23 protein-coding genes are annotated in these 25,691 nt (G+C 41.9%); all 23 read left to right on the top strand.

Annotation, left to right across the window (positions count from 1 at the left end):
• A complete protein-coding gene (trmFO, locus tag Q0E08_RS04250; RefSeq protein WP_294777320.1) occupies positions 1 to 1,281 on the top strand; it encodes a methylenetetrahydrofolate--tRNA-(uracil(54)-C(5))-methyltransferase (FADH(2)-oxidizing) TrmFO in 1,281 nt (426 codons plus the stop codon).
• The gene (plsX, locus tag Q0E08_RS04245) at positions 1,278 to 2,273 is read left to right on the top strand and encodes a phosphate acyltransferase PlsX (RefSeq protein ID WP_294777318.1); all 996 of its coding nucleotides are present in this window, start codon (positions 1,278 to 1,280) and stop codon (positions 2,271 to 2,273) included. The genes trmFO and plsX overlap by 4 nt, the downstream gene beginning before the upstream one ends.
• 1 nt (position 2,274) lies before the next feature.
• Positions 2,275 to 2,952 (top strand): ribonuclease III, encoded by a 678-nt coding sequence (gene rnc, locus Q0E08_RS04240; protein WP_294777316.1) that lies wholly within the window; start codon positions 2,275 to 2,277, stop codon positions 2,950 to 2,952.
• A complete protein-coding gene (locus Q0E08_RS04235; protein WP_294777314.1) occupies positions 2,949 to 3,926 on the top strand; it encodes an elongator complex protein 3 in 978 nt (325 codons plus the stop codon). Before rnc ends, Q0E08_RS04235 begins: the two co-directional genes overlap by 4 nt.
• A 5-nt stretch (positions 3,927 to 3,931) precedes the next feature.
• On the top strand, positions 3,932 to 7,504 hold the full coding sequence (gene smc, locus Q0E08_RS04230; protein WP_294777312.1) for a chromosome segregation protein SMC: 3,573 nt from the start codon (positions 3,932 to 3,934) through the stop codon (positions 7,502 to 7,504).
• 96 nt (positions 7,505 to 7,600) lie between these two features.
• The gene (gene ftsY / locus Q0E08_RS04225; protein WP_294777310.1) at positions 7,601 to 8,602 is read left to right on the top strand and encodes a signal recognition particle-docking protein FtsY; all 1,002 of its coding nucleotides are present in this window, start codon (positions 7,601 to 7,603) and stop codon (positions 8,600 to 8,602) included.
• Entirely contained in the window at positions 8,602 to 9,225 is a 624-nt protein-coding gene (gene rdgB, locus Q0E08_RS04220) for an RdgB/HAM1 family non-canonical purine NTP pyrophosphatase (RefSeq protein WP_294777309.1), read from the top strand. Before ftsY ends, rdgB begins: the two co-directional genes overlap by 1 nt.
• The gene (locus tag Q0E08_RS04215) at positions 9,222 to 9,674 is read left to right on the top strand and encodes a YhbY family RNA-binding protein (RefSeq protein WP_294777307.1); all 453 of its coding nucleotides are present in this window, start codon (positions 9,222 to 9,224) and stop codon (positions 9,672 to 9,674) included. The genes rdgB and Q0E08_RS04215 overlap by 4 nt, the downstream gene beginning before the upstream one ends.
• Positions 9,671 to 10,258 carry a nicotinate (nicotinamide) nucleotide adenylyltransferase gene (gene nadD / locus Q0E08_RS04210; protein ID WP_294777305.1) on the top strand — a complete coding sequence of 196 codons (588 nt, stop codon included), beginning with the start codon at positions 9,671 to 9,673 and terminating at the stop codon, positions 10,256 to 10,258. The genes Q0E08_RS04215 and nadD overlap by 4 nt, the downstream gene beginning before the upstream one ends.
• Positions 10,251 to 10,835 carry a bis(5'-nucleosyl)-tetraphosphatase (symmetrical) YqeK gene (gene yqeK / locus Q0E08_RS04205; protein WP_294777303.1) on the top strand — a complete coding sequence of 195 codons (585 nt, stop codon included), beginning with the start codon at positions 10,251 to 10,253 and terminating at the stop codon, positions 10,833 to 10,835. Before nadD ends, yqeK begins: the two co-directional genes overlap by 8 nt.
• A gap of 64 nt (positions 10,836 to 10,899) precedes the next feature.
• Positions 10,900 to 11,265, top strand: coding sequence for a ribosome silencing factor (rsfS, locus tag Q0E08_RS04200; protein ID WP_294777301.1), 366 nt, complete (start codon positions 10,900 to 10,902; stop codon positions 11,263 to 11,265).
• 32 nt (positions 11,266 to 11,297) lie between these two features.
• Positions 11,298 to 13,706 (top strand): leucine--tRNA ligase, encoded by a 2,409-nt coding sequence (gene leuS, locus Q0E08_RS04195; RefSeq protein WP_294777299.1) that lies wholly within the window; start codon positions 11,298 to 11,300, stop codon positions 13,704 to 13,706.
• 173 nt (positions 13,707 to 13,879) lie between these two features.
• Complete coding sequence (locus Q0E08_RS04190; RefSeq protein WP_294777297.1) at positions 13,880 to 14,401, top strand: RNA polymerase sigma factor; 522 nt, start codon at positions 13,880 to 13,882, stop codon at positions 14,399 to 14,401.
• A complete protein-coding gene (locus Q0E08_RS04185) occupies positions 14,391 to 16,292 on the top strand; it encodes a beta-propeller domain-containing protein (RefSeq protein WP_294777295.1) in 1,902 nt (633 codons plus the stop codon). Before Q0E08_RS04190 ends, Q0E08_RS04185 begins: the two co-directional genes overlap by 11 nt.
• Before the next feature lie 115 nt (positions 16,293 to 16,407).
• Positions 16,408 to 17,685 (top strand): fibronectin type III domain-containing protein, encoded by a 1,278-nt coding sequence (locus Q0E08_RS04180; protein ID WP_294777293.1) that lies wholly within the window; start codon positions 16,408 to 16,410, stop codon positions 17,683 to 17,685.
• Between the two features lie 150 nt (positions 17,686 to 17,835).
• Complete coding sequence (gene rpsU / locus Q0E08_RS04175) at positions 17,836 to 18,012, top strand: 30S ribosomal protein S21 (protein ID WP_022258953.1); 177 nt, start codon at positions 17,836 to 17,838, stop codon at positions 18,010 to 18,012.
• A 61-nt stretch (positions 18,013 to 18,073) separates the two neighbouring features.
• Positions 18,074 to 18,508: a type II 3-dehydroquinate dehydratase gene (aroQ, locus tag Q0E08_RS04170; RefSeq protein ID WP_294777292.1), complete on the top strand. Its 435-nt coding sequence runs from the start codon at positions 18,074 to 18,076 to the stop codon at positions 18,506 to 18,508.
• A gap of 37 nt (positions 18,509 to 18,545) precedes the next feature.
• Positions 18,546 to 19,103, top strand: coding sequence for an elongation factor P (gene efp / locus Q0E08_RS04165; RefSeq protein ID WP_294777291.1), 558 nt, complete (start codon positions 18,546 to 18,548; stop codon positions 19,101 to 19,103).
• Positions 19,104 to 19,162: 59 nt separating this feature from the next.
• A complete protein-coding gene (locus Q0E08_RS04160; RefSeq protein WP_294777290.1) occupies positions 19,163 to 19,591 on the top strand; it encodes a CD1247 N-terminal domain-containing protein in 429 nt (142 codons plus the stop codon).
• Between the two features lie 167 nt (positions 19,592 to 19,758).
• The gene (locus Q0E08_RS04155; protein ID WP_294777289.1) at positions 19,759 to 20,835 is read left to right on the top strand and encodes a calcium/sodium antiporter; all 1,077 of its coding nucleotides are present in this window, start codon (positions 19,759 to 19,761) and stop codon (positions 20,833 to 20,835) included.
• A gap of 46 nt (positions 20,836 to 20,881) precedes the next feature.
• Complete coding sequence (locus tag Q0E08_RS04150; protein WP_294777288.1) at positions 20,882 to 22,090, top strand: CapA family protein; 1,209 nt, start codon at positions 20,882 to 20,884, stop codon at positions 22,088 to 22,090.
• Positions 22,091 to 22,287: 197 nt separating this feature from the next.
• Positions 22,288 to 23,631 (top strand): type I glutamate--ammonia ligase, encoded by a 1,344-nt coding sequence (gene glnA, locus Q0E08_RS04145; RefSeq protein ID WP_294777503.1) that lies wholly within the window; start codon positions 22,288 to 22,290, stop codon positions 23,629 to 23,631.
• Positions 23,632 to 23,890: 259 nt separating this feature from the next.
• A complete protein-coding gene (locus Q0E08_RS04140) occupies positions 23,891 to 25,627 on the top strand; it encodes an ammonium transporter (protein ID WP_294777287.1) in 1,737 nt (578 codons plus the stop codon).
• The last annotated feature ends 64 nt before the right edge of the window (positions 25,628 to 25,691 follow it).

Raw genomic sequence — 25,691 nt, 5'->3', positions numbered from 1 at the left:
ATGAAAAAATTTACAGTTATCGGTGCCGGACTTGCGGGTTGTGAGGCGGCGTGGCAAATAGCCGAGGCAGGTTATGAAGTCACTCTGCTTGAAATGAAACCCGAAAAGTTTTCGCCGGCACATAAAAATAAAAATTTTGCAGAGCTTGTTTGTTCAAATTCGCTCAAGGCATCAAGAATTGACAGTGCGGCAGGACTTCTTAAAGAAGAAATGGCTCGCCTCGGCTCGCTCACCGTTCCCGTTGCAAGGAATTGTGCGGTTCCTGCCGGCGGTGCTCTTGCCGTTGATCGAAATGAGTTTTCTCAAACCGTAACGGATATGATTAATTCGCATCCGAACATCACGGTTGAAAATAAACTTGTCGAGGAAATTTCACCTGATGATGACGAAATTTTGATTATTGCAACAGGACCTCTTACCGAGGGCAAACTCGGTGAAGAAATACAAAAGCTGTGCGGAGATTACCTTTCGTTTTATGATGCCGCCGCTCCGATTGTTACGGCAGACAGCGTTGATATGCAAAAAGCTTTCGGTGCTTCAAGATATGACAGAGGCGGAGATGACGATTATATCAACTGCCCGTTCAACAAGGCAGAATATGAGGCATTTATTGATGAACTCATCAATGCCGAGGGTGCGGTTGTGCACGATTTTGATGTGTACGAGGGTTGTATGCCGATTGAAAAGCTTGCAAAAAGAGGACTTGACGCTCCTCGCTTCGGACCGATGAAACCGGTCGGACTTGTTGATCCAAACACAGGGCACAGACCGTGGGCGTGCGTTCAGCTTCGCAGAGAAAACAGCAAGGGTACAATGTTTAACCTTGTAGGCTTTCAGACAAATTTAAAATTCGGCGAGCAAAAGCGTGTATTCTCTATGATTCCGGGGCTTGAAAATGCGGAGTTTGTGCGTTACGGCGTAATGCACAGAAATTCGTTTCTTAATTCGCCAAAACTCTTGAACGCCGATTTTAGTTTGAGAAGCAATCCCAACATCTTTTTTGCAGGTCAAATCACAGGTGTTGAGGGATATATGGAATCTGCGGCTTCGGGCATTATGGCAGGAATAAATGCCGTCAGACGGGCTGAGGGCGAAGAGCCGCTTGTTTTGTCGGAATACAATATGATTGGTGCTTTGTCGCAATATATCAGCGATGAGAGCGTAACAAATTTTCAGCCGATGGGTGCTAATTTTGGCATATTACCGCCGATTGAACCGAAAATCAGAGATAAGAGAGAACGATATATGGCTCTTGCAAACAGAGCTTTGGAGCAATTATGAAAATTATAGTTGACGCAATGGGCGGAGATAACGCACCGCTTGAAATAATTAAAGGCACAATGCTTGCCGTGGATGAGTTTGACATTGATGAGGCTATTCTTCTCGGTGATGAAAATGCCATAAATTCTTGCGTTAAAGAAAACAATATAGCCTTGAAAAAAACGAAAGTAATTAACTGCACACAGGTTATAGATAACTGCGATGATGCAAAAGTTGTGCTTCGCGGCAAGCCTGACAGTTCTATGGCTGTCGGCTTCAAACTCCTCAATGACGGCGAGGGTGACGCTTTTGTCAGTGCCGGCAACACAGGTGCAATTACAGTAGGTGCAACTCTTATAACAAAGCGAATTAAGGGCGTCAAGCGTCCTGCAATCGCTTCGGTTATGCCGAGTGTAAGCAAACCGTTTGTGCTTATGGACTGCGGTGCAAACGCAGAGTGCAAAAGCGAATATCTTTATCAATTTGGGCTTTTAGGCTCAATATATATGCAAAATATTTTCGGCGTTGCAAATCCGACCGTTGCACTTGCAAACAATGGCACGGAGGAAACAAAAGGCACTCCGGTTGTTAAGGAAGCATATCAGATGATGAAGTCGGCTGCGTATAATTTTATCGGCAACATTGAGGGCAGACAAATTCCGTTCGGCGATGCTGATGTTGTTGTTGCGGACGGCTTTACGGGCAATCTGATACTCAAAACCTACGAGGGCGTTGCAAAGGCTCTTATGCAGGGAATTAAAAACGCTTTTTATAAAAATACATTAAGCAAACTTTCGTATCTCGGTGTTCGTTCGGGCATAAATGATATGAAAACACAGTTTGACTACAAAGAATACGGCGGAGCGGTTATGCTCGGAGTGAAAAAGCCGGTTATCAAAGCTCACGGTTCGGCAGATGCCCGTTGTTTTAAAAATGCAATCAAACAGGCGGTTATGTTTTTGCAAACCGATTTGATAGATAAAATAGAAAAAGAATTGCAAAGTGAAGAATAAAATGGATGTTTCAACTTTAGAAGAAAAAATAGGATACACTTTTAAGAAAAAAATATATTTGGAGGAAGCACTTACTCACTCCTCTTATGCAAACGATAATCAAAAAAAATTCAATAACGAGAGGATGGAATTTTTGGGCGACGCCGTTTTGAGCGTTGTGTCGGCAGAGTATTTGTACCATAAATTTCCGGATATGGCAGAAGGTGAGTTGTCAAAACTTCGTTCGTCGCTTGTTTGCACTCAGTCGCTTTCAAATTTTGCAAGAGAAATTGACCTCGGCGATTATCTTCTGCTCGGCAGAGGCGAGGAAAAAATGGGCGGCAAGGACAGGGATTCAAACCTTGAAAACGCCTTTGAGGCACTCATTGCCGCAATTTATCTTGACGGCGGTATGGAACCGGCAAAAAAACACATTCTTCACTTTTTGGCAAGAGATATAAACACTCATCACATTTTGTTTAAGGATTACAAAACCACCTTGCAGGAGGTTATTCAGCAAAATAAGGATGAAACACTCAATTATGTTATTGTCGGCGAAAAAGGTCCCGATCACGACAAGGTTTTTGAAGCGGAGGTTCACCTCAATTCAAATGTTGTCGGCAGGGGAGTCGGCAGAAGCAAAAAACAGGCGGAGCAGGAGGCGGCGAAAGAGGCACTTTCGTTGATGGGAATTATATGAAAAAAGGTAATATCAGCATTTTTATTCCGCATCTCGGTTGTCCTCAGCAGTGCTCGTTTTGCAATCAAAAAACAATCACGGGCAATGTAAATCAGCCAACGGCGGATGATGTTAAGACTGCTGTTGAAACTGCACTTTGCAAAAAAGGATATGAATACGAAATTGCATTTTTCGGCGGCTCTTTTACGGCGATTGACAGGGAATATATGCTCACTCTTTTGCAGGCGGCTTATCCATATGTTAAAAACGGCGATGTAAAGGGAATAAGAATCAGTACCCGTCCCGATTTTATAGATGACGAGGTGCTCACTGTTTTAAAGCAATACGGCGTTACTTCAATCGAACTCGGTGCTCAAAGTATGGATGACGAGGTGCTCAAGGCAAATCTTCGCGGACATACGGCACAGGATGTTGTAAACGCTTCAAATCTTATTAAGTCCTATGGTTTTGAACTCGGACTTCAAATGATGACGGGGCTTTATCTTGACACAGACGAAAAGGCAATAGAAACCGCAAAGAAAATCATTGCACTTCAGCCGGCAACCGTGCGTATTTATCCAACGGTTGTGCTAAAAGGCACAATGCTTGCAAAACTGTACGAGGACGAAGTGTTCAAGCCGCAAACGGTTGACGATGCGGCAAATCTTTGCACAAAACTTGTCCCTATGTTTGAAGAAGCGGGGATAAAGATTATAAGGCTCGGGCTTCACGCTTCAAACGATATAAAGAAAAATGCCGTGGCAGGTGCTTATCACGAGTCGTTCGGCGAGATAGTTAAGAGCAGATTTATGCTCAATAAGATACTTAAATTAAGACCCGGAGATTACGAGATTATGGTTAATCCTCGCTCGGTATCTCAACTGAAGGGTCAGCAAAAACGCAATATATACTTCCTTATGGAAGAGGGATATAACATAAAAGTTACTGTGACCGACAAGGTTGCAAAAGACGATTTAAAGATTATAAGACGGTAAAAAATATGTTACTACGATCACTTGAAATGCAGGGGTTCAAATCGTTCCCCGATAAAACAGAATTAAATTTCGGCAAAGGTATTACCGCTGTTGTCGGACCTAACGGTTCGGGCAAAAGTAATATTTCCGACGCCGTTCGTTGGGTTCTCGGCGAAACGAGTACAAAGTCGCTTCGTGGTTCAAAGATGGAAGATGTCATTTTCGGCGGAACATCAAAGCGTAAGGCTCTCGGCTTTGCACAGGTTATGCTCACTTTGGATAATTCGGACGGTACTCTCAAAGACCACGGCGAAATTGTCACCGTAACCCGTCGCTACTATCGTTCGGGCGAAAGTGAATACAAAATCGACGGCGAGAGCGTAAGACGAAAAGATATTCACGAATTATTTATGGATACGGGCCTCGGCTCGGACGGATATTCCATGGTAGGTCAGGGTAAAATCGATTCTATCATTTCTGCCAAAAACGAGGACAGACGAGAACTGTTTGAAGAAGCGGCAGGTATTTCTCGCTTCCGCCATAAGAGAAAGGATGCGGAACGCAGACTTGACCAGGCACAGGAAAATCTTGTGCGACTTCTTGATATCCTCGGCGAACTTGAAAGCCGTGTGGGACCTCTTAAAAAGCAGAGCGAAAAGGCACAAAAATTCCTTGAATACAGCGAAGAGAAAAAGACTCTTGAAATCGGCGTTTGGCTCAACAAAATCAACAGATTTACTGTTGAATTGAGGGAGCAGGAACACAAAATTGACGCTGTTAAGGCTTCCTATGAAGTTTCTGAAAATGACCTTGCCGCTATTGAAAAAGAACTTGAAGAGGTTGCAGAAAAGGTTACTTCAATCAATTTGGCTATTGAACAAAGCAGGCTCGGTGCTTCCGGATATGAGGAAGAAGCGCTCCGCAAAGACGGCGAAATCAGCGTTCTTAATGCAACGCTTGAACATAATAACGAAACCATTGCAAGACTTACGGCAGATATAAGTGATGCAGACGGTACAGGTGCAACTCTTGATGAACAGATAGAAGCGAAAAATGCCGTTATCGCTCAAAACGAAAAACTGATTGCCGATAAAAAAGCGGAACTTGAAAATGTGGCGAATGAACTCAGCAAAGTCCAAAATGACAATATGGAGTTTTCTGATAAAACGGTTGAGCTTAATCAAATGCTCACCTCGCTTACCGTTAAGCTTTCGGACAGCAAGGTTAAAATGTCACAGGCGACTTCGTCTATTGACGAAATTAATTCTCGCAAAGATACCATTGCATCGCAAATCGAAGCAACCCAAAAGGATATTGAATATACACAAAGTCAGGCGGACGAGGGCAACAAAAATCTTGAATTTTTGAAAGAGCGAATTGACGAATACCAAAACTCTCTCGGCGGTTATCAAATGAAAGTTGACGCCAAGAAACAAAAGGCTGAGAAAATTAAGCAGGATGCCGAAAGGCTTGCACGCCAAATGGCGGAAAAGAGCGATCGTGCCCGTGTTCTTGAAGATTTGGAAAAGAATATGGAGGGCTTCTCCGGTGCTGTAAAGGCGGTGCTCAAGCAAAGCCAAAACAAGGCACTTCCGGGTATTCACGGTACATTGTCACAGCTTATTACCGTTGACAACGAAAATTCAACCGCTATTGAAATTGCACTCGGTGCGGCAATGCAAAATGTGGTTGTGTCAACCGAAAGTGACGCAAAGCGTGCAATCAACTACTTGAAGCAGAACAATATCGGCAGAGCAACATTCCTCCCGATTTCTGCAATCAAGCCGAGATATATTGAAGAAAAAAATCTTGATGACAATTTCGGTTTTGTTGATGTCGCTTCAAATCTTGTGGATTGTGACGGGCAGTACAGAGATATTGTTGAAAATCTGCTCGGCAGAGTTATGGTTGCTGAGGATATAGACTGTGCCATTGCAATTTCAAAGAGATATAAAAACAGATATAAGATTGTAACCCTTGACGGTCAGGTGATGAATCCGGGCGGTTCAATGTCGGGCGGCTCAAAGGGTAAGGGAAGCGGTGTTCTTTCCCGTGCAAATCTTATTGAAGAATTAAAGAGCGAGGCTCAAAAAATCGGCGATGAACTCAAAGATGTTCAGGCAGAGCTCAAAAAAGCGGTTGAGGATGCAAATCTTGCGGCAGCCGATTTGCAAGGTGCGGATGCGGATTTACGCAACGCAAAGGAAGAGTACATTCGTGCCGAGGGTGACGCAAAGCTTATTTCGGACAAGCTTCAATCGTTCATCAATCAGCGTGATATGATGAAAAGAGAGCAGGAAAACAGCGAGGGCAGAATACTTCTGTTAAGTCAGGCTGTTGAAAATGCAAAGCAAGAGGCTGTTGAAATCGAAAAGCAGATGGCAGATACCGAAGCCGAACTTAACAGCGTTTCGGCAGGTGCAAAGGAACTTACTTCAAAGCGTGAAGAAATCAGAAAAATAACAGAACAAATTAACCTTGAACTTGTAACTTTAGCCAAAGACAGCGAGGCGGCAAGACTTTCGGTTGAAGAATTGGAACTTCGCAAGTCAACACAGTCCGACAGGGTTAAGAACATCACAGATGAAATAAACGAGATTAAAGCCAAAAACGAAAATCTTTTGCTTTCTATCAATGATGTTAAGGCACAGGCTGATGAACTTCGCCAAAAGGCAAGCGAAAGCAACGATGCCGTAACGCAAAAAATCGGGGACAGAAACGAGCTTGAAAAGCGTTCAAACGAACTTCGTGCAAAAGAAAAGGCAACTCTTACCGACAAGGAAAAATTGTCGGGTGATATTGTCAGACTTGAAGAACGCAAGGCTAATATGAAAAAAGAATATGACGAACTCGGCGATATGCTGTTTGAACAGTATGAGCTTACAAAACCCGAGGCACAGGCACTCGGAATTGTAATCGACGATATGGCAGAGGCTAAAAAACGACTTCACGAAATCAAGGTGGCAATCAGAGGGCTCGGCTCAATCAATGTCGGTGCTATTGAAGAATATAAGGAAGTATCGGAGCGATACACTTTCCTTAAAGAACAGATAGACGATATTGAGCAAAGCAAAAAGGAACTTGCAAAGATAATTGATGACTTAACCTCATCTATGAGCGAAAAGTTTATGACGCAGTTCAACAAGATTAATACCGAGTTTAAGACCTGCTTTGCCGATTTCTTCGGCGGCGGCAACGGAGAGATTATTCTTGAAGAACCGGATAATTGCCTTGAATCGGCTATTGAAATTAAAATTCAGCCTCCGGGCAAATCTGTACAAAACATCAATCTTTTCTCCGGCGGTGAAAAGTCACTTGCCGCAATGGCGTTGCTGTTCAGCGTGCTTAAGGTTCAACCGTCACCGTTTTGTATTTATGACGAGGTTGAGGCGGCACTTGATGATGTCAATGTTGAACGATTTGCAAAATATATGCGTCGTATGACAGACAAAACACAGTTTATTTCCATCACTCACCGTAGAGGCACAATGGAAGAAGCGGATGTTTTGTACGGCGTTACAATGCAGGAAAAGGGCGTTTCAAAGCTTCTTGAACTGCAATCGGCAGAACTTGCCCAGCAAATGGGCTTGGAAGCGTAGATTGACGATAACGCATTTAAAACGCACCTTAAAATAATTAAACCGATTTTTTAATACAAAAAAATAAATTAACATATTTCAGCGAGGAATTAACATATGGGTTTGTTTGATAAATTCAGAAAAGGTCTTAGAAAAACTCGTGATGAGGGTATGGTTAAGCAGATTAACGAAACTATCGAATCTCACGAAAAAATAACCGATGAACTTTTTGAAGAACTTGAAGAAGTTTTGATTATGGGTGATGTCGGTTTTCCGACAGCAGAGCGAGTAATCAATGACCTTAAAGAAAAAATTGCCAACGATAATATTACAAGCGTTGCTCAGGTAAGAGAAACGCTCAAGGATATTGTTGCCGGTGTTGTATGGGGCGGTAGCTATCTTGCACTTCGCACCAAGCCGTCAATCATTCTTGTAATCGGTGTAAACGGCGTTGGCAAAACCACCACAATCGGCAAACTTGCCATGAGATTAAAATCTATGGGCAGAAGCGTTGTTTTGGGTGCGGCAGATACTTTCCGTGCAGGTGCTATCGAGCAGTTGCAGGTTTGGGCAGACAGAGCAGGCGTTCCGCTTGTAAAGCACGGTGAGGGTGCAGACCCGGCCGCCGTTGTTTATGACACAATTCAGTCGGGCAAGGCAAAAAATGCGGATGTCATTATTATTGACACAGCCGGCAGACTTCACAACAAGAAAAATCTTATGGATGAACTTAATAAAATCAGCCGTGTAATTGACAGAGAACTTCCAAACGCAAGCCGTGAAACTCTCCTTGTGCTTGATGCAACAACAGGTCAAAACGCCGTTAATCAGGCAAAAGATTTTAAGGAAGCGGCAGGCATTACGGGCATCATTCTCACAAAACTTGACGGCACGGCTCGTGGCGGCGTTGTTCTTGCAATCAATAATGAGCTTGATGTTCCGGTTAAGTTTATCGGTGTGGGTGAGCAAATTGACGATTTGCAACCGTTTGACGCAGAGGCTTTTGCGTCTGCAATGTTTGACATAAAGCCTACTCACGATGATGACGACACCATTGCCGATTTCATCAATGAAAATGTAAAGGTTGATGAACCTGAGAGCGAGGAGGATAAAAAGTAATGGATTTTATTCTTGCTACAAATAATATGAAAAAACTTGCGGAAATGCAGAGAATTCTTTCTCCGCTCGGCATAAATGTCGTAACCGCAAAAATGCTCGGAATCACACTTCCCGAAGTTGTTGAGGACGGTGACACATTTGAGGCTAATGCAAAAATCAAGGCAGAATCGGCTTGCAAGATTACAGGACTTCCTGCCATTGCAGACGACAGCGGCCTTTGTGTTGATTATCTTGACGGTGCACCGGGCATTTACTCCGCAAGATTTGCAAATATTGAAGTTCACAACGGTGTGAATGTTGACAACGAAAAGAATGCCGATGATGAGGAAAACAACAATCTTCTTCTCAAAAAACTTGAGGGCGTTGAGGAGTCGGAGCGTACAGCGTATTATGTTTGTGCCATTTGTTGCATTTTCCCCGATGGCAGAGAAATTACCGTAAGAGGCGAGTGCCACGGAACAATCGGCTTTGAGCGTGACGGCAACGCAGGTTTCGGTTATGACCCGTTGTTCATCATCAACGGCAAGTCGTTTGGTAAATATGAGGGAGAAGAAAAAGACAAGATTTCTCACAGAGGCAACGCATTAAGAAAGTTAACTAAGGAATTGGAGAATATTTTATGACATCAAAAGAAAGAGCGGCTTGGAGAGCAAAGGCAAATTCTCTTGAGCCTATTATACAAATCGGCAAAGAGGGTATCACCGACAATCTTATTACACAGATTGACGACACCCTTGATGTAAGGGAACTTATCAAAATCCGTGTTCACCTTGAAACCGCACCGCAAACACCAAAAGAGTTTGCACCGCAACTTGCAGAAAGACTTGATGCCGAGGTTATTCAGGTTATCGGCGGAATTATCGTTCTTTACAGAAAAGCCGATCCGGATAAAATTCAGGCAAAGAAAAAAGCAAGAGGTCAGGGTACGGCAAAAGCAAAGGCAAAGAAAAAGGTTAAGATTAAAGGCCTTCGCCAAAGACAGAGAGAAAAGGAAGCAAAAAATCCTTATGCTGTTTATGACCGCCCTCGTTATCGCAACGACCGTGACAAAAAGCAGGGTAACAGCCGATGAAAACAGGCATATTCGGCGGAGCGTTCAACCCTGTTCACAACGGGCATTTGGCTCTTGCCGAGCAATACAAAAAAGCACTTTCGCTTGACAGGATTATATTTATCCCGACTGCCAATCCGCCGCATAAATCGTCCGACGGATTAATTGACGGAAAGCACAGAATTAATATGCTGGGGCTTTGCGTAGGTGAAAATGAACTCGTCAGCGATATTGAATTTATGCGTGACGGCAAAAGCTACACATATCTCACGATTTGCGAGCTGAAAGAGAAGTATCCCGATGATGAATTTTACCTGATTGTCGGAGCGGACCAATTTTTCTATTTTGAAAAGTGGTATAAGTTTGAGGAAATACTTTCTGCTTGCACGGTTGTCACTGCGGCACGAGAAAAAAATCAGTATGTTGAAATGTTGGACTTCAAGGCGGAACATCCAAAATTAAAAGATGTTATCGTGTCGGAATTTGATGTGATCGACATTTCTTCATCACGGATCAGGGATATGATAAAAAACGGTGAGGATGTGTCGGATTATATCCCCGAAAGTGTAAATATATATATAAAGGAGCACAGGCTCTATGTATGATTTTGAAAAATACGAAAGTATTATTAAAGAAAGATTGTCCGAATATCGCTATACCCACAGTATGAATGTGGCAAAGCGGGCAAGGGAACTTGCAAAGATTTATTCTCTTGATGAGGACAAGGCGTATCTTGCGGGAATTCTGCACGACATCACCAAAGAAACGGATTATGCCGAGCAGGAAAAATATATGGATAATTTAGGTATTATCCCAACAGAACTTGAAAAAAGTAACAAATTGGTGTATCATCAAATTTCAGGGTCTTGTTATGTCAGGAGTGTTCTCGGCATTGATGATGAGGAGATTTTGAATGCAATCCGTTATCACACAACGGGTCACGCAGAAATGACAGATTTTGAAATGGTGATTTATCTTGCGGATTTAACAAGTGCGGAGCGTAGTTATCCGGATGTTGAAAGTGTTAGGAAACTTGCAGACAATTCGCTTACAGACGCAATGCTTTGTGCTACTCGATTTACAATAACCGATTTGGTAAACAAAAATAAACTGATTCATCCCGACACTCTTTATTGTTATAATTGGGTGCTCCAAAAGGCAATAATCAAACAGACGGATTAAATAAAATACAGCAGGGCAGAGCCTTGCCTAAACAATATATAATGTTTATAATAAAGGAATGACTATGGACAAGGAAAACTATTTGGAAATTGCAAAGATAGCCGTAAAGGCAATCGACAGCAAGCGTGGTGACGATATCGAGGTTATCAAGGTATCGGATATTACCGTTCTTACCGATTATTTTGTTATCGCAACAGCAAATTCAAACACACAGCTCAAGGCTATTGCCGATGAGGTTGAATATAAACTTTCCGAGGCAGGCTATGAGCCGCACCACATTGAGGGTGAACGCAGTGAGTGGGTTTGCCTTGATTATGCGGGCTGTGTAATTCATATTCTACTCAAACAACAGCGTGGTTTTTATCAAATCGAGCGTTTGTGGGAGGACGGCGAAAAGATTAATATCGATGATATTATCGTTAAAGACTGAACAGTAAATATTTCCTATGGAGGACTGACATAATGGAATATAATTTTAAACAAATCGAATCAAAGTGGCAAAATGTTTGGTACACCCAAAACACATTTGCCGCAAAGCAGGATTTCTCCTTGCCTAAGTATTATTGCTTGGTAGAATTCCCTTATCCGAGCGGACAGGGCTTGCATGTAGGTCACCCTCGTTCGTACACGGCTCTTGATATTGTTGCCCGTAAAAAAAGACTTGAGGGCTACAATGTTCTTTATCCGATGGGTTGGGATGCTTTCGGACTTCCTACCGAAAATTTCGCTATCAAGAATCACATTCATCCGGCAGAGGTAACAAAAAACAATGTTGCTCATTTCAAACAGCAACTTCAATCTCTCGGTTTCTCATTTGACTGGACAAGAGAGATTAATACCACAGACCCGTCTTATTACAAATGGACACAGTGGATTTTCCTCCAGCTTTTCAAAAAAGGCTTGGCGTATAAAAAGGAAATGGCAGTAAACTGGTGTACATCTTGCAAGTGTGTTCTTGCAAATGAAGAAGTTGTAAACGGTGTTTGCGAGCGTTGCGGCAGCGAAGTTATCCGTAAAAATCAAAGCCAGTGGATGCTCAAAATTACAGAATATGCAGACCGTCTTGTAAAAGACCTTGACGATGTTGATTTCATCGACAGAGTAAAGACTCAGCAACGCAACTGGATCGGTCGCTCAACAGGTGCAGAAGTTGATTTCGGCACAACTCTCGGCGACACTCTTACCGTATATACAACCCGTCCGGACACACTTTTCGGTGCAACATATATGGTTATTTCACCTGAACACCCTTATATTGAAAAGTGGGCAGACAAGCTCAACAATCTTGACGAGGTTCGTAAGTATCAGGATGAAGCCGCTCATAAGTCTGATTTTGAAAGAACAGAGCTTAATAAGGATAAGACCGGCGTAAGACTTGACGGCGTTATGGGTATCAATCCTGTTAATAACAAGGAAATTCCTATTTTCATTTCAGATTATGTACTTGTTTCTTACGGTACGGGTGCTATTATGGCAGTTCCTGCTCACGATACCCGTGACTGGGAATTTGCAAAGAAGTTTGATTTGCCTATTATCGAGGTTGTTGCAGGTTCAAAGGTCGGCGTTGAAAACGAAGCGTTTACCGATTGTGCAACAGGCGTTATGACAAATTCCGACTTCCTCACAGGTATGTCTGTTGAAGATGCTAAAAAATCTATTACCGAATGGCTTACAAAAGAGGGCAAGGGTCACCAAAAGGTTAACTTTAAACTCCGTGACTGGGTATTCTCCCGTCAAAGATATTGGGGCGAGCCGATTCCTATCGTTAAGTGCGAAAAGTGCGGCTATGTGCCTCTTGATGAAAGTCAGCTTCCGCTTACACTTCCAAATGTAGAATCATATGAACCAACCGACACAGGCGAATCACCGCTTGCAAAGATGACCGATTGGGTAAATACAACCTGTCCTTGCTGCGGCGGTCCCGCAAAGAGAGAAACCGACACAATGCCTCAGTGGGCAGGTTCGTCATGGTATTTCCTCAGATATTGCGATCCACACAACGACAAGGAACTTATTTCCAAGGAAGCCGCTGAATATTGGACACCTGTTGATTGGTACAACGGCGGTATGGAGCACACAACCCTCCACCTTCTTTATTCAAGATTTTGGCACAAGTTCCTTTACGACATCGGCGTTGTTCCTACTTCCGAACCGTATAAAAAGAGAACTTCTCACGGTATGATTTTGGGCGAAAACGGCGAAAAGATGTCAAAGTCCAGAGGAAATGTTGTTAACCCTGATGAAATCGTAGACTCCTACGGTGCAGATACAATGCGTCTTTATGAAATGTTTATCGGCGATTTTGAAAAAGCCGCTCCGTGGAACTCGGATTCTATTAAGGGATGCAAGAGATTTATCGAAAAATTCTGGAATCTTCAGGAAAAGGTTGTTGACGGTGACGAGTATACTCCTCAGATGGAAGCACTTATGCACAAAACAATCAAGAAGGTTACTTATGATATTGACAACCTCAAGGCAAACACAGCTATTGCGGCTATGATGACCTTGGTAAACGAGCTTTCTGCAAAGGGTTGTAATAAGGCAGAACTCAAAACTCTTACAATTTTACTTAATCCGTTTGCACCTCATGTTACAGAGGAAATGTGGGATGTAATGAACTTCGGCGGAATGGTTAATCAAGCTAAGTGGCCGGAGTATGATGAAGAAAAAACAAAGGAAAACGATGTTGAAATCGTTATTCAGATTATGGGCAAGGTTCGTGCAAAGATTACCGTACCTGTTGATATGGCAAAGGATGATGTTTTGGCACTCGCAAAGGCTGAGCCAAAGATTGCCGAGCTCCTTGAAGGTAAGGAAATCAAAAAAGAGATTTATGTTCCGGGCAAGCTTGTAAACTTTGTTGCTATGTAATAATTTTTTGCGATTATTATGTGACTTCACGGTCAGATTGTGTTGAAAAAGCCTCTGTTTTGGGGGCTTTTTTCAAAAAATATATTGATTTGAAAATTTTTTGATTTTTTTTGCAACACTTTTGAAGTTTTTTTGTACTATTATTATGAGAGAGATCTCAAAGAGGTGAATTTATGGCAGATCTTAGCTTGGTAGCAAGATCTCAACAGGGTGACAGGGAGGCTTTTTCTCAGCTTTACCTTGAATATAAAGACGCTCTTTACCGCTATGCGTGGTATAAGATCGGCGACCCTGATTATGCTATGGATGCAGTGTCCGACACTATGTTGGCGGCTCTTGAACAAATCGGAAAATTAAAGAATGAAAAGGCATTTTCCACATATTTGTTTCGTATTCATGCCGCCAGTTGTTCTCACTATGTTAAGGATGTTATCCGAGCAAAAGAAAGTGACGATCTGTCTGATGTCGAAAGCGGTCTTTCGGCGAATGACGGTGACTTTAAAGCACTTGAATTGCGTGAAGCGTTAGCCATACTGAATGATGTCGAAAAAGACATAGTTCTTCTTTCAGTATCCGGATTTAACAGCAAGGAAATTGCCAAAGTCACCGGCTATACCTCTGGGGCAGTAAGGTCAAAGCTCTCAAGAGCATTGTCCAAGATGCGTGATTTCTTGGAGGGTAAGTATGAAAAATAATGATTTTGACTTCATCAAGTCGCAATTTGATGAAGCACGGGTTGATATACCCGATGAACTCGACAAAAGAGTGCAATCAAAACTCAATAATGTACGCCCGGTTAAAATTAAGTTTAGGCAAAAACCTGCTTTTAAGGCAGGAATGAGTATAGCGGCGTGCATTGCCGTTTTTGTTATGGTTGTAACAACCGTGAATGTGTCGGATATAGATTACAGAATAAAATCCGATGACGCAACTTCCGTTACACAACTGCAAAACTTTGAAAACTACGATAAAGTAGAAAAATATATTGAAAAAAGCAAAAAGCAAGAAAAAAAGCGAGCAAGAAAAAACAGATTAAAAAAATCCGATAAGGCATCTCCGGAACTCATAGAGTATATGGATGCTCCGGCAACGGCAAAAGCAAATAATTCCGACAGCGCAGAAACCTATGTTCAGGAAAAAGGCGTTGATGAAGCCGATATTATCAAAACAAACGGCAGCGATATTTATTATCTCAATCAATCATTTGATGAAAAAAGCGGCGTTGACAAACGCGTTGTCAATGTGATTGAAACCAAAAAAGGCAAATCAACCGTTGCAAATACTATTGAACTTGATGATGTCAACAGCGTTATTGAGGATATGTTTGTATCCGATGACAAGCTTGTGGTAAATTGTACAAGCTTTTCTGGTGCAACCGTTGAGGAAATGGTTGCAGGTGCACACTGTGCAACACAGGCAATGGTTTATGACATAAGCGATATAGACAATCCTACTCAAATCAATTCGTTTGAGCAGTCGGGTTCTTATATTTCTTCAAGGCTTGTAGGCGATGTTTTTTATATTGTTTCAAATTACAATATCAGCGGTCCCGTAAAAGCCAAGGACCATATTCCGTCTACATGTTCGGGCGAGGGCGACAGTGAAAAACTGAACGCCAAGGATATTTATTATGCAAAAAACGGAGTGGGTACAAACTATGTTGTTGTTACCGCTCTCGATGTTAATACTTGCGAAACAATCGGCACAACAAAGGCGGTTCTCGGTTGCGGCGATGATGTTTACAGTAACAAGGATTATCTTTATGTTTACGGCAGCGATTATACCGATAGCGAGCCTAATACCACCATCGCAAAAATTTCGCTCAAAGACGGTGTAAAATTCTGCGATTATGTAAAAATCAAAGGTCGAGTAGACAGCCAATATTCGTTCAGCGAAAAAGACGGACATCTTTGCGTTTTCACAACTCAGGCTGTAAACAATAAGGAATGTAACTATTTTTATGTTTTTGATTCAAATCTCAAGCAAATTTACAAATCAAGTGCTTTTGCAAAGGGCGAAACCATAAGGGCGGTTAAATATGTTGATGATTACGCATATGTAATCACATATGAGCAAACCGATCCGTTGATTGTTATAAATCTTTCAAATGTTAAAAAACCGCAGTTTATGGGCAGTGTGGAAATAGACGGATTTTCGTCTATGCTTGTAAATGTAGGCAACAATCAGCTTCTCGGGGTGGGTTACAACACATATTTTGAAAATGATATGGAAATAAACGACGGACTTAAATTTGTGCTTTTTGATGTTTCAAACCCGCTTGAGCCTAAAATACTTGATGAAAAGGTGTACCGTACCGTGTCGAGCGAGGCACAGTACAATCCAAAGGCACTCGTTGAAAACAAGGAAAAAGGTTATTATGCCGTTCCTGTTGTAAATGACGATAATTCACAAAAGGGTGCAATAGTTGTATCTGTAGAAAAAGGCAAAATTATCGAAAAAGAGAATTACAAAGCAAAACTCGGTGAAAGTTCATACGGCGGTATGAACACAAGAGTAACATATGTTGACGATTACTATTATGTTGTTGACAATAATTTGGATGTATCTTCTTTTGAATTGAAGTAATAATTTAGGCAGGTTTGAGTTCGCTCATACCTGCCTTTTTTCGTCAAAATTTGACCTTTGATTAAATTTGTGCTATAATATTTTGGATTTTCAGATAGGAGGAAGCGATATAGGTATGAAAAAAGTAATATCTGTTCTTTTATCAATGGTAATTGCGGTCACAACATTGTTCGGTGCAACAAGCGTTTATGCAAACGGTACTGCCACGGACAAGCTTGAACAAATAGAAACAATAAGCGGATATATTCCGGGTCAAACGGCGGTGTCGTCAAACTGCTACACATTTGTGTCAAAGGTTTGCCAGTATCTTTACGGCGTTCCGTATGCCGAAGGTCTTTACAATAACTATCATGTAAAGCATAATTCGGGCAATTATGAAACAACCGGTATATATACTTCACCTAAAACCGTTCCGGATTCGCAGTTTGTCGAGGATATAATCAATTTCTTTGTAAGCAATGCCTCGGCGGGCGATATTGTTCATTACGGCGCACTTAACAGTAACGCAAGAAAAACGCATACTGTTATGATTCAATACATTGATTCGCAGAAAATGGAAATATTCCATTCAAATTATGCAACCGCCGGTTACAGCTCAAGTGCATGCCATATAGACACGATTTATTGGCAGAGCATGAGGGAAAACCCTACCCGCACAATTTATGACGAAGACGGCTCGATTTATTCTATGAACGCAATTTTTTACAGCACAATGAAGGTTGCAAATTCAGGCGGCATAGGCATAAGCATAAGCCATTTTAAGAATTATGACAATCTTTATACTGCAGGCGTAAATCCCGCACCCGCCGAGGATGAAACAACTACTGTTCCGGCAGGCGAGCTTGATGTAACGGGATTGACCGTTACAAGTCAGGGATGCAGTAAAATTGATTTTGAGTGGGACGAAGTTAATGACGCTACAAAGTATTATGTGGATGTTAATAACAAAACAAAAGGTACAAACTTTAACAAAACCGTTACCACAGCAGACACAAATATTTCCGGCCTTGACCCGGGCAATGTGTACGAAATTAAGGTTTGTGCATATTCGGGAAATGTAAAGGGTGATTATTCAACTCCGGTTGTAACTGCTTCAAAGCCAAAAAAGGAAGCAGTCAGGTCGGCTTACTCATCCGGTTCAAAAAAGATTGTTACAAGGTGGAAAAAACTTTCAGGCTCTTGCTCGGGTTATCAACTTCAGCTTTCAACAAGCAAAAACTTTAAGTCCGGTGTAATTACAAAGACAATTACAAACAAAAACAAGCTCTCTTATACCCGTAAAAATCTTAAAAAAGGTAAGTATTATTACATAAGAGTAAGAGGATACACCTCATACGACGATGAAAAAATTTACGGCACTTGGAGCAGTACAAAGTCAGTTAAATGCCGCTAAAACACCGATATTTTAGCAATATGTGACAAAATTTTATTTTTTCGAATTTAATTTTACAAAATGCTTGACAATGCGGTATTTATCTATTATAATCTTTGCGATATATAAATTTTATCAAATAACCCCCGATGGTCGGAGGGAGGGAATACAGTGAGTCAGGTAAAAGTTAAGGAAAATGAATCTCTTGACAGCGCACTTCGCAGATTTAAGCGCCAGACTTCTCGTGATGGCATCATCCAAGAAGTAAGAAAGAGAGAGCATTACGAAAAGCCTTCAGTAGCTCGTAAGAAGAAGAGCGAAGCTGCTCGTAAGAGAAAGTACAAATAAGAGTACATAAAAAGAGTGACAGCAGTCACTCTTTTTTTAACAATTGATTCAGGAGCATAATATGAAAATTTTGGTTATGAACGGGCCTAATCTCAATATGACAGGAATAAGAAAAAAGAATGTGTACGGAGCCGAAACTCTTGCCGATATAAATGCCGAACTTAAAGCTTACGGTGAAGGTAAGGGCTGCGAAATGTCTTTTTATCAGTCAAATCACGAGGGAGCACTCATTGATGTGATTCACGAAAGTAAGGATAAATATGACGGTGTAGTCCTTAATGCGGGTGCTTATACGCATTACTCTTATGCCATTCGTGACGCTATCGAAGCTGTTGCCGATTACACTCCTTTTGTTGAAGTTCATATGAGCGATATTCATAAAAGAGAGGATTTTCGCAAAATTTCCGTTATAACTGATGTTTGCGTAAAACAAATTTCGGGTTTTGGCAAAGATAGTTACAAAATGGGTATTGATTTATTGTGCGAAATATTATAAAATAAAAAAGTAAAACTATATACGGAGGTATAAATTAATGATTAGTGCAGGCGATTTCCGAAACGGAGTTACCTTTGAAGAAGACGGCAATGTGTTGCAGGTTGTAGAATTCCAGCATGTAAAGCCGGGTAAAGGTGCCGCTTTTGTCAGAACAAAGACAAAAAATGTTATTACAGGTTCGGTAGTTGAAAAGTCTTACAACCCAACTGCCAAGTTCCCTACAGCTTATATCGAAAGAAAGGATATGGCATATTCATACAGCGACGACGGACTTTATTATTTTATGGACAATGAAACTTTTGATATGGTCCCTGTATCAGAGGCTGATTTGCCGGATTCTTTCCGCTTTGTTAAAGAAAACGATGTATGCAAAATTTTGTCTTATAAGGGCAAGGTTTTCGGCGTAGAACCACCTACATTTGTTACTCTTCAGGTTACAGCTACAGAGCCGGGCGTAAAGGGCAACACAGCTACAAATACTCTCAAGCCTGCAACTGTTGAAACAGGTGCAGAAATCAGAGTTCCGCTTTTCATCAACGAAGGCGATATGATCAGAATTGACACAAGAACATGTGAATACATGGAAAGAGCATAATTATTGATTGAAATTTTATTTGCATAAATAATAATTCAACATTACGAAAGGAATTAATTATGGAAACATCAGAAAGCTTGGGCTACCTCAAGGGCCTCATTGACGGTCTTGATTTGGACCCTAATAAAAAAGAAACAAAGGTATTCAATGCCATCATCGATGTTCTTGAAAATCTTACAGAAGATATGGAAGATATGACAGAAGGTCTTGAACTTGTAGGCGAGCAAATCGACGCTGTTGATGAAGATTTGGCAGACCTCGAAGAATTTGTTTATGATGACGATGACTGCGATTGCGGTTGCTGTGATGATGACGAAGAGTATGAGGTTGAATGCCCTACATGCCACGAAAAGATTATGGTTGATATGGATACTATCGAAGAGGGCAAGTTTGAGTGCCCTAACTGCGGCGAAGTTTTGGAATTCGATGTTGAATTTGATGACGATGACGAATGCGGCTGCGGTTGCTGTGACCACGATCACGAATAATTAAAACTTAAAAGGCGTATGGGTAGGAATATCCTGTCCTGCGTCTTTTTATTTGTCTGTGCGTATTGGTATTGTAAAAGAATTGTATTTTGGTATGTATTATATGGGTGTTTGGGTAATATTATAATATGTACTATATTTTGGATTAGGGATTATTAGGAGAAAATATGGAATTTTTGTCGAATTTTTTTGAGACGGCAAATATAGGCATTGTTGTTGCTTTGTTTGTTGTAGGGCTTATCTTTATTATTAAGGGCGGCGACTGGTTTGTAGACAGTGCAAGCTGGATTGCAGAAGTGCTCGGTGTGCCTAAGTTTATTATCGGTGCAACTATTGTATCTGTTGCCACAACTCTTCCCGAGATGATTGTATCAATCGTTGCAACTGTTGACGGCAAGGTTGATATGGCGTCGGGTAATGCAGTAGGTTCCGTAACTGCCAACACGGCTATGATTATGGGTATATTTATTGTGTGTATGCCTTTTGCCGTAAAGAGAAAAGAGTTTGCCCCTAAAGGTCTTATGATGCTCGCGGCGGCTGTTGCTCTTACTCTCGGTTCGGGTCTTACAGGTATTGTTGAGGTTCCGGGTCTTGAGGGTAAGTATCACACACTTTCAACTGTCGGTGTTGTTGTGCTTTTTGCAATTTTCATTGCTTTCTTTATCGAAAACTTTATTTCTATGAAAAACAGTTCGGTTCAGATTGAGCCGGACCCTCACGGTATCGGTTTGCAGGAAGAGGACGATGTTGTTCCTACAAAGGCAACCGCAACCGCAGGCGACTGGGTTAAAAATATTGTTATGTTTGTTTTGGGTGCGGTTTGCATTGTTGTAGGCGCACAGCTTCTCATCAACGGCGGCACAAGAATTGCTAAGGAAATGCACATCAGCGAAAGAGTAATCGGCGTTATCGCAGTTGCTATCGGTACTTCGCTTCCCGAGCTTGTTACAACAATCACCGCTCTTCGTAAAAAGGAGGGTGCTCTTTCTGTAGGTAACATCCTCGGTGCAAACATTATCGACCTTGCACTTATTCTTCCTATCTGCTCATTTGTTTCTATGGGCAAGGGTCAGGGTGCACTTGCTGTATCAACAGGTTCCGTATTCGATATGATTATTTGTGTTGTAGCCGTTATTATTGCGGTTATTCCTACAATATTTACAAAAAAACTTCAGCGTTGGCAGGGTGTTGTATCTCTTTTGGGATACCTTGCATATGTAATTTACACCTTTGTTGCTGCGTAAAAACTTTTGATTATCGATATTAATCGATGTATTAAGGTGATTAATTATGGCTAAAGAGAAAAAACAATCAAACACTAATCTTTTGGCAATTATAATTCCCGTTTGCATTGCCGTTGCCGTTCTTATCGGTCTTGTGATAAGCGGCAGGGTAACGGCAAACAGGGACAAAACAAATCCTACGGTAACCGCTACAAAGGCGGCAGTCACCGAAAGTCAAACTCAATCTCAGGATACAAAGGTTACCTTGGTGGCTGTGGGTGACAATCTTATTCACAACACTTTGATTGACGCAGGCAAGCAGGATGACGGAAGCCTTGATTATTCTTCATTTTATGAGAATATTTCGGGATATATCAAATCTGCCGATATTGCGTGCATAAATCAGGAAACTATGCTTGGCGGTTCGGATTTTGATTATCAGGGCTATCCGCTTTTCAATACTCCTTGGGAGGTTGGCGAGGCGGCTATCAATGCCGGCTTTGATGTGTTTACCTGTGCTACCAATCACTCTCTTGATGTGCAAAAATTTGCCGGCATAGAAAAGGAATGTGAATTTTTTGAAAAGCATCCCGAGGTTGTTCACATCGGTACAAACAAAACCGAGGAAGAGTATAATACAATTACATATTATGAGAAAAACGGCATTAAGTTTGCACTTCTCAATTACACCTATGGCACAAACGGTATTTCTGTTCCCGAGGATAAGCCGTGGTGCGTTAATATGCTTGACGAGGATAAAGTTAAGGCAGACCTCAAAAAAGCCCGTGCAAATGCCGACTGCGTGATTGTGTTCCCTCATTGGGGCACCGAAAACAGCCACGAGATTAACGACCTTCAAAAGAAGTATGTAAAAATCTTTTCCGACGGCGGAGCGGATATCGTCATCGGCACGCATCCTCATGTTCTTCAACCTGTTGAATGGGTTACAAATGAGGCTACGGGCAAAAAGATGATTGTTTATTACTCAATCGGTAACTTTATTTCACATCAAACAAACCTCAACCAAATGTGCGGCGGTATGGCAGAACTTACGGTTGAAAGAGTTGACGGCAAGGTTCAGGTAACTTCCGCAAAGCTTGCACCTGTTGTTGATTTTTATCACAACACCGGCAACGGATACAGATTTTCGGTTTACAGATTGTCCGATTACACAGATGATATTGCGTCCGATCAAGCAAAGGACGGTGCAAGTGTAAAGTACTTTACTGACCTTTCAAAGAAAATTATCGGCGAAGAGTTTTTGGACTTGAATTGATTGTTGTATAATTTTCACAAAGAGAACGGTTGAAAATTAAATGTCGACCGTTGAATTTTACAAAGTTGAATAAATATTCCGTATTTTGTTGACAACAGCAGATTGCAGGGATATAATGACATTGTAGTTAGAACAAAGGCGTTCCGATTTTTCGGGACGCCTTGTCTTTTTATATTATAGAGAAGGGAGTATTTATGATGAGTAAATACACAAAAGAGGACATCCTCAAAGAAGCAAAAGAAAACGGCGTACAGTTTATAAGACTTCAGTTTACCGACCTTTTCGGTATTATGAAGAATGTTGCCATCACATTATCACAGCTTGAAAAAGCACTTAACAATGATTGTATGTTCGACGGCTCATCAATCGACGGTTTCGTAAGAATTGATGAATCCGATATGTACTTACATCCTGATTTTGATACATGGGCAGTTTTCCCTTGGAGAAAACACCTTAACGCACAGACAGCAAGACTTATCTGTTCTGTATACAAAGCAGACAATGTTACACCTTTTGAGGGTGACCCGAGAAATGTTCTCCAAAAGGTTATTGATGAAGCGGCAGAAATGGGCTACGGCTTCAATGTAGGTCCTGAATGTGAATTCTTCCTCTTCAAACTTGACGAAAACGGTCTTCCTACTCTTGAAACAGGCGACGAAGCAGGTTACTTTGACCTCAACCCTATCGACCATGGCGAAAACTGCCGTCGTGATATTTGCCTTGCTCTTGAAGAAATGGGCTACACCATTGAGGCATCTCACCACGAGGTTGCTCAGGGCCAGCACGAAATTGACTTCCAGTTCGGCGATGTTATGACAACAGCCGACAGAGTTATGACATTTAAGCATGTTGTAAAGACTTATGCTACAAAGCACGGTCTTCATGCAACATTTATGCCAAAGCCTGTTGAAGGTATCAACGGTTCGGGTATGCACACCAATATGTCACTTTATGATTTAAAGACAGGCGAAAATGTATTCTATGATCCAAACGGTGATCTTGAACTCAGCGATACAGCTTATTCATTCATCGCAGGTATTATGGCTCACATCAAAGCTATTGCGGCTATTTCAAACCCAACAGTAAACTCATACAAAAGACTTGTACCGGGCTACGAAGCTCCGTCATATCTTGTATGGTCAACATCAAACCGTTCTGTACTTGTTCGTATTCCTGCCGCTCGCGGTAAGGGCACAAGAGTTGAACTTCGTTGTCCTGACCCAACCTGCAACCCATACCTTGAAATGGCTCTTTGCCTTGCAGCAGGTCTTGACGGTATCAAAAAAGGTTTGAAGCCGGCTCCTGCATTTGATGAAAATGTATTTGAACTTTCTGATGAAGAAAAAGAAGCAGCAGGCATTGATTGTCTTCCCGGTTCTCTTGAAGAAGCTATCAAGGCAGCAGAGGAAGATCCGTTCATTAAGGAAACTCTCGGTGACCATGTATTTAATAACTACATTGAAGGTAAAAAGGCAGAATGGAGTTCTTATAAGACTGCCGTATCTCAATGGGAAATCAACAGATATATGATTAACTATTAATCATACCAAAATGTTTTATAGGTAAGACAGGTTACCTGTAAATTGCGGCTTGTCCGGTAGAAATATCGGGCAAGGTTCGCTTAGCGAACCCTCTCTTATGGCATTTATATGCTGTACGGTCAATGCCGCAGTCTTAATCGGCTGTGGCATTGGCACTAATCTTTAGCACAACGGAGTGCAAAACACCTTGCGGCAAACGGTGTTTTCGCACTTCGTTTTTATTATTTCTGTTTATAACAAAATATAGGAGGAGAGAAATATGACAGATTCAATAATGACAGCCATATCCGATAATGTTTATGGGGTGTGGTATATGATAGGTGCGGCATTGGTATTCTTTATGCAATGCGGCTTTGCAATGGTAGAAAGCGGCTTTACCCGTGCTAAAAACGCAGGTAACATTATTATGAAAAACCTGATGGATTTTTGTATCGGTGCGGTTGCATTCATTGTTTTAGGCTTCGGTCTTATGATGGGCGAGGAATACATCGGCGGTTTGTTTGGACTTCCTACCCTCGGTTTGTTCACCGATTATGCAGGTAATTCAGGTAATTGGCCTGTATTTGTATTCAACCTTGTATTTTGTGCTACTGCGGCTACAATCGTTTCGGGTGCAATGGCAGAGCGTACAAAGTTCATTTCGTATTGTATTTATTCGGGCGTTATCTCGGCAGTTATTTATCCGATTGAGGCAGGTTGGATTTGGAATTCACAGGGCTGGCTTGCACAAATGGGCTTCCACGATTACGCAGGCTCAACCGCAATTCATATGGTAGGCGGTATTTCAGCTCTTATCGGTGCGGCTTTCCTCGGTCCTCGTATCGGCAAGTATGTAAAGGATAAAAAGACAGGCAAACTCAAAGCAAAGGCTATTCCGGGTCACTCGTTGACTCTCGGTGCTCTCGGTGTGTTCATCCTTTGGTTCGGATGGTACGGCTTTAACGGTGCTGCCGCAACTGATACCGAAACACTCGCTTCAATCTTCCTTACCACAACAATGGCTCCTGCCGTTGCCACATGTGTAACAATGATTTTCACATGGATTAAGGATGGTGCTCCTGATGTTTCAATGTCGCTCAACGGCTCTCTTGCGGGTCTTGTAGCAATTACCGCTCCTTGCGACTGCGTTGATGCCACGGGTTCTATTGTAATCGGTGCTGTATCGGGTATTCTTGTAGTTTTGGTTGTAGAACTTCTTGATAAAAAGCTTCATATTGATGACCCTGTAGGTGCTGTTGCCGTTCACTGTGCAAACGGTGTTTGGGGTACAATCGCAGTAGGTTTGTTCTCAACAGGTGCCGACGGTGTAGGCAAGGGTCTTTTCTACGGCGGCGGATTTAAGCAACTCGGTATTCAGCTTTTAGGTTTTGTTGCCGTTGCTGCTTGGACTGCGGTAACAATCACAATCACATTCCTTATTATCAAAAAGACTGTCGGCCTTCGTGTTGATGCAGAAGAGGAAATCAAGGGTCTTGACTCAACAGAACACAATCTTCCGTCGGCTTATGCAGACTTTATGCCGGCTGTAAGCTATGCTTCGGGTTCTGCCGTATCGGCTATTCCGGCTATGGATGTAATGCCTCCGTCTGCTCCGGTTGAAAAGGCAGTTCCGGTTGAAACATATACAACAGAAAAAAATCCGACCCTCAGCAAGGTATGTATGATATTCAATCCTGCAAAGTTTGAGGAAATCAAAGAGGCTATGAACGCTATCGGCGTAACGGGTATGACCGTTACAAATGTTATGGGATGCGGCGTTCAAAAGGGTCATATTCGTAAATATCGTGGTGTCGAGATTGAAGAAATGAATCTTAACCCTAAGATGAAGCTTGAAATGGTTATTTCGGCTGTTCCCGTAGAAACCGTTATTGAAGCGGCAAGAAAGGTTCTTTACACCGGCAATATCGGCGACGGCAAAATCTTTGTTTACGATGTTGAGGATGTTGTAAAGGTTCGTACCGGAGAAAGAGGATACGACGCTTTACAAGGAGAATAATTTGGCATAAAAAATCGGCAGGAACAGTCTTTGATAGAAATACACATCTGTTTTTGACTGCTCC

The organism is uncultured Eubacterium sp. (assembly GCF_934561735.1).
Classification (GTDB): Bacteria; Bacillota; Clostridia; order Oscillospirales; family Acutalibacteraceae; genus Eubacterium_R.
The sequence above is the reverse complement of the archived record's forward strand: the minus strand, read 5'-3'. Positions and strand labels throughout refer to the sequence as shown.

Coding starts and splice junctions, on each gene's coding strand:
- trmFO (WP_294777320.1), top strand. CDS start 1: ATGAAAAAATTTACAGTTATCGGTGCCGGACTTGCGGGTTGTGAGGCG.
- plsX (WP_294777318.1), top strand. CDS start 1,278: ATGAAAATTATAGTTGACGCAATGGGCGGAGATAACGCACCGCTTGAA.
- rnc (WP_294777316.1), top strand. CDS start 2,275: ATGGATGTTTCAACTTTAGAAGAAAAAATAGGATACACTTTTAAGAAA.
- Q0E08_RS04235 (WP_294777314.1), top strand. CDS start 2,949: ATGAAAAAAGGTAATATCAGCATTTTTATTCCGCATCTCGGTTGTCCT.
- smc (WP_294777312.1), top strand. CDS start 3,932: ATGTTACTACGATCACTTGAAATGCAGGGGTTCAAATCGTTCCCCGAT.
- ftsY (WP_294777310.1), top strand. CDS start 7,601: ATGGGTTTGTTTGATAAATTCAGAAAAGGTCTTAGAAAAACTCGTGAT.
- rdgB (WP_294777309.1), top strand. CDS start 8,602: ATGGATTTTATTCTTGCTACAAATAATATGAAAAAACTTGCGGAAATG.
- Q0E08_RS04215 (WP_294777307.1), top strand. CDS start 9,222: ATGACATCAAAAGAAAGAGCGGCTTGGAGAGCAAAGGCAAATTCTCTT.
- nadD (WP_294777305.1), top strand. CDS start 9,671: ATGAAAACAGGCATATTCGGCGGAGCGTTCAACCCTGTTCACAACGGG.
- yqeK (WP_294777303.1), top strand. CDS start 10,251: ATGTATGATTTTGAAAAATACGAAAGTATTATTAAAGAAAGATTGTCC.
- rsfS (WP_294777301.1), top strand. CDS start 10,900: ATGGACAAGGAAAACTATTTGGAAATTGCAAAGATAGCCGTAAAGGCA.
- leuS (WP_294777299.1), top strand. CDS start 11,298: ATGGAATATAATTTTAAACAAATCGAATCAAAGTGGCAAAATGTTTGG.
- Q0E08_RS04190 (WP_294777297.1), top strand. CDS start 13,880: ATGGCAGATCTTAGCTTGGTAGCAAGATCTCAACAGGGTGACAGGGAG.
- Q0E08_RS04185 (WP_294777295.1), top strand. CDS start 14,391: ATGAAAAATAATGATTTTGACTTCATCAAGTCGCAATTTGATGAAGCA.
- Q0E08_RS04180 (WP_294777293.1), top strand. CDS start 16,408: ATGAAAAAAGTAATATCTGTTCTTTTATCAATGGTAATTGCGGTCACA.
- aroQ (WP_294777292.1), top strand. CDS start 18,074: ATGAAAATTTTGGTTATGAACGGGCCTAATCTCAATATGACAGGAATA.
- efp (WP_294777291.1), top strand. CDS start 18,546: ATGATTAGTGCAGGCGATTTCCGAAACGGAGTTACCTTTGAAGAAGAC.
- Q0E08_RS04160 (WP_294777290.1), top strand. CDS start 19,163: ATGGAAACATCAGAAAGCTTGGGCTACCTCAAGGGCCTCATTGACGGT.
- Q0E08_RS04155 (WP_294777289.1), top strand. CDS start 19,759: ATGGAATTTTTGTCGAATTTTTTTGAGACGGCAAATATAGGCATTGTT.
- Q0E08_RS04150 (WP_294777288.1), top strand. CDS start 20,882: ATGGCTAAAGAGAAAAAACAATCAAACACTAATCTTTTGGCAATTATA.
- glnA (WP_294777503.1), top strand. CDS start 22,288: ATGAGTAAATACACAAAAGAGGACATCCTCAAAGAAGCAAAAGAAAAC.
- Q0E08_RS04140 (WP_294777287.1), top strand. CDS start 23,891: ATGACAGATTCAATAATGACAGCCATATCCGATAATGTTTATGGGGTG.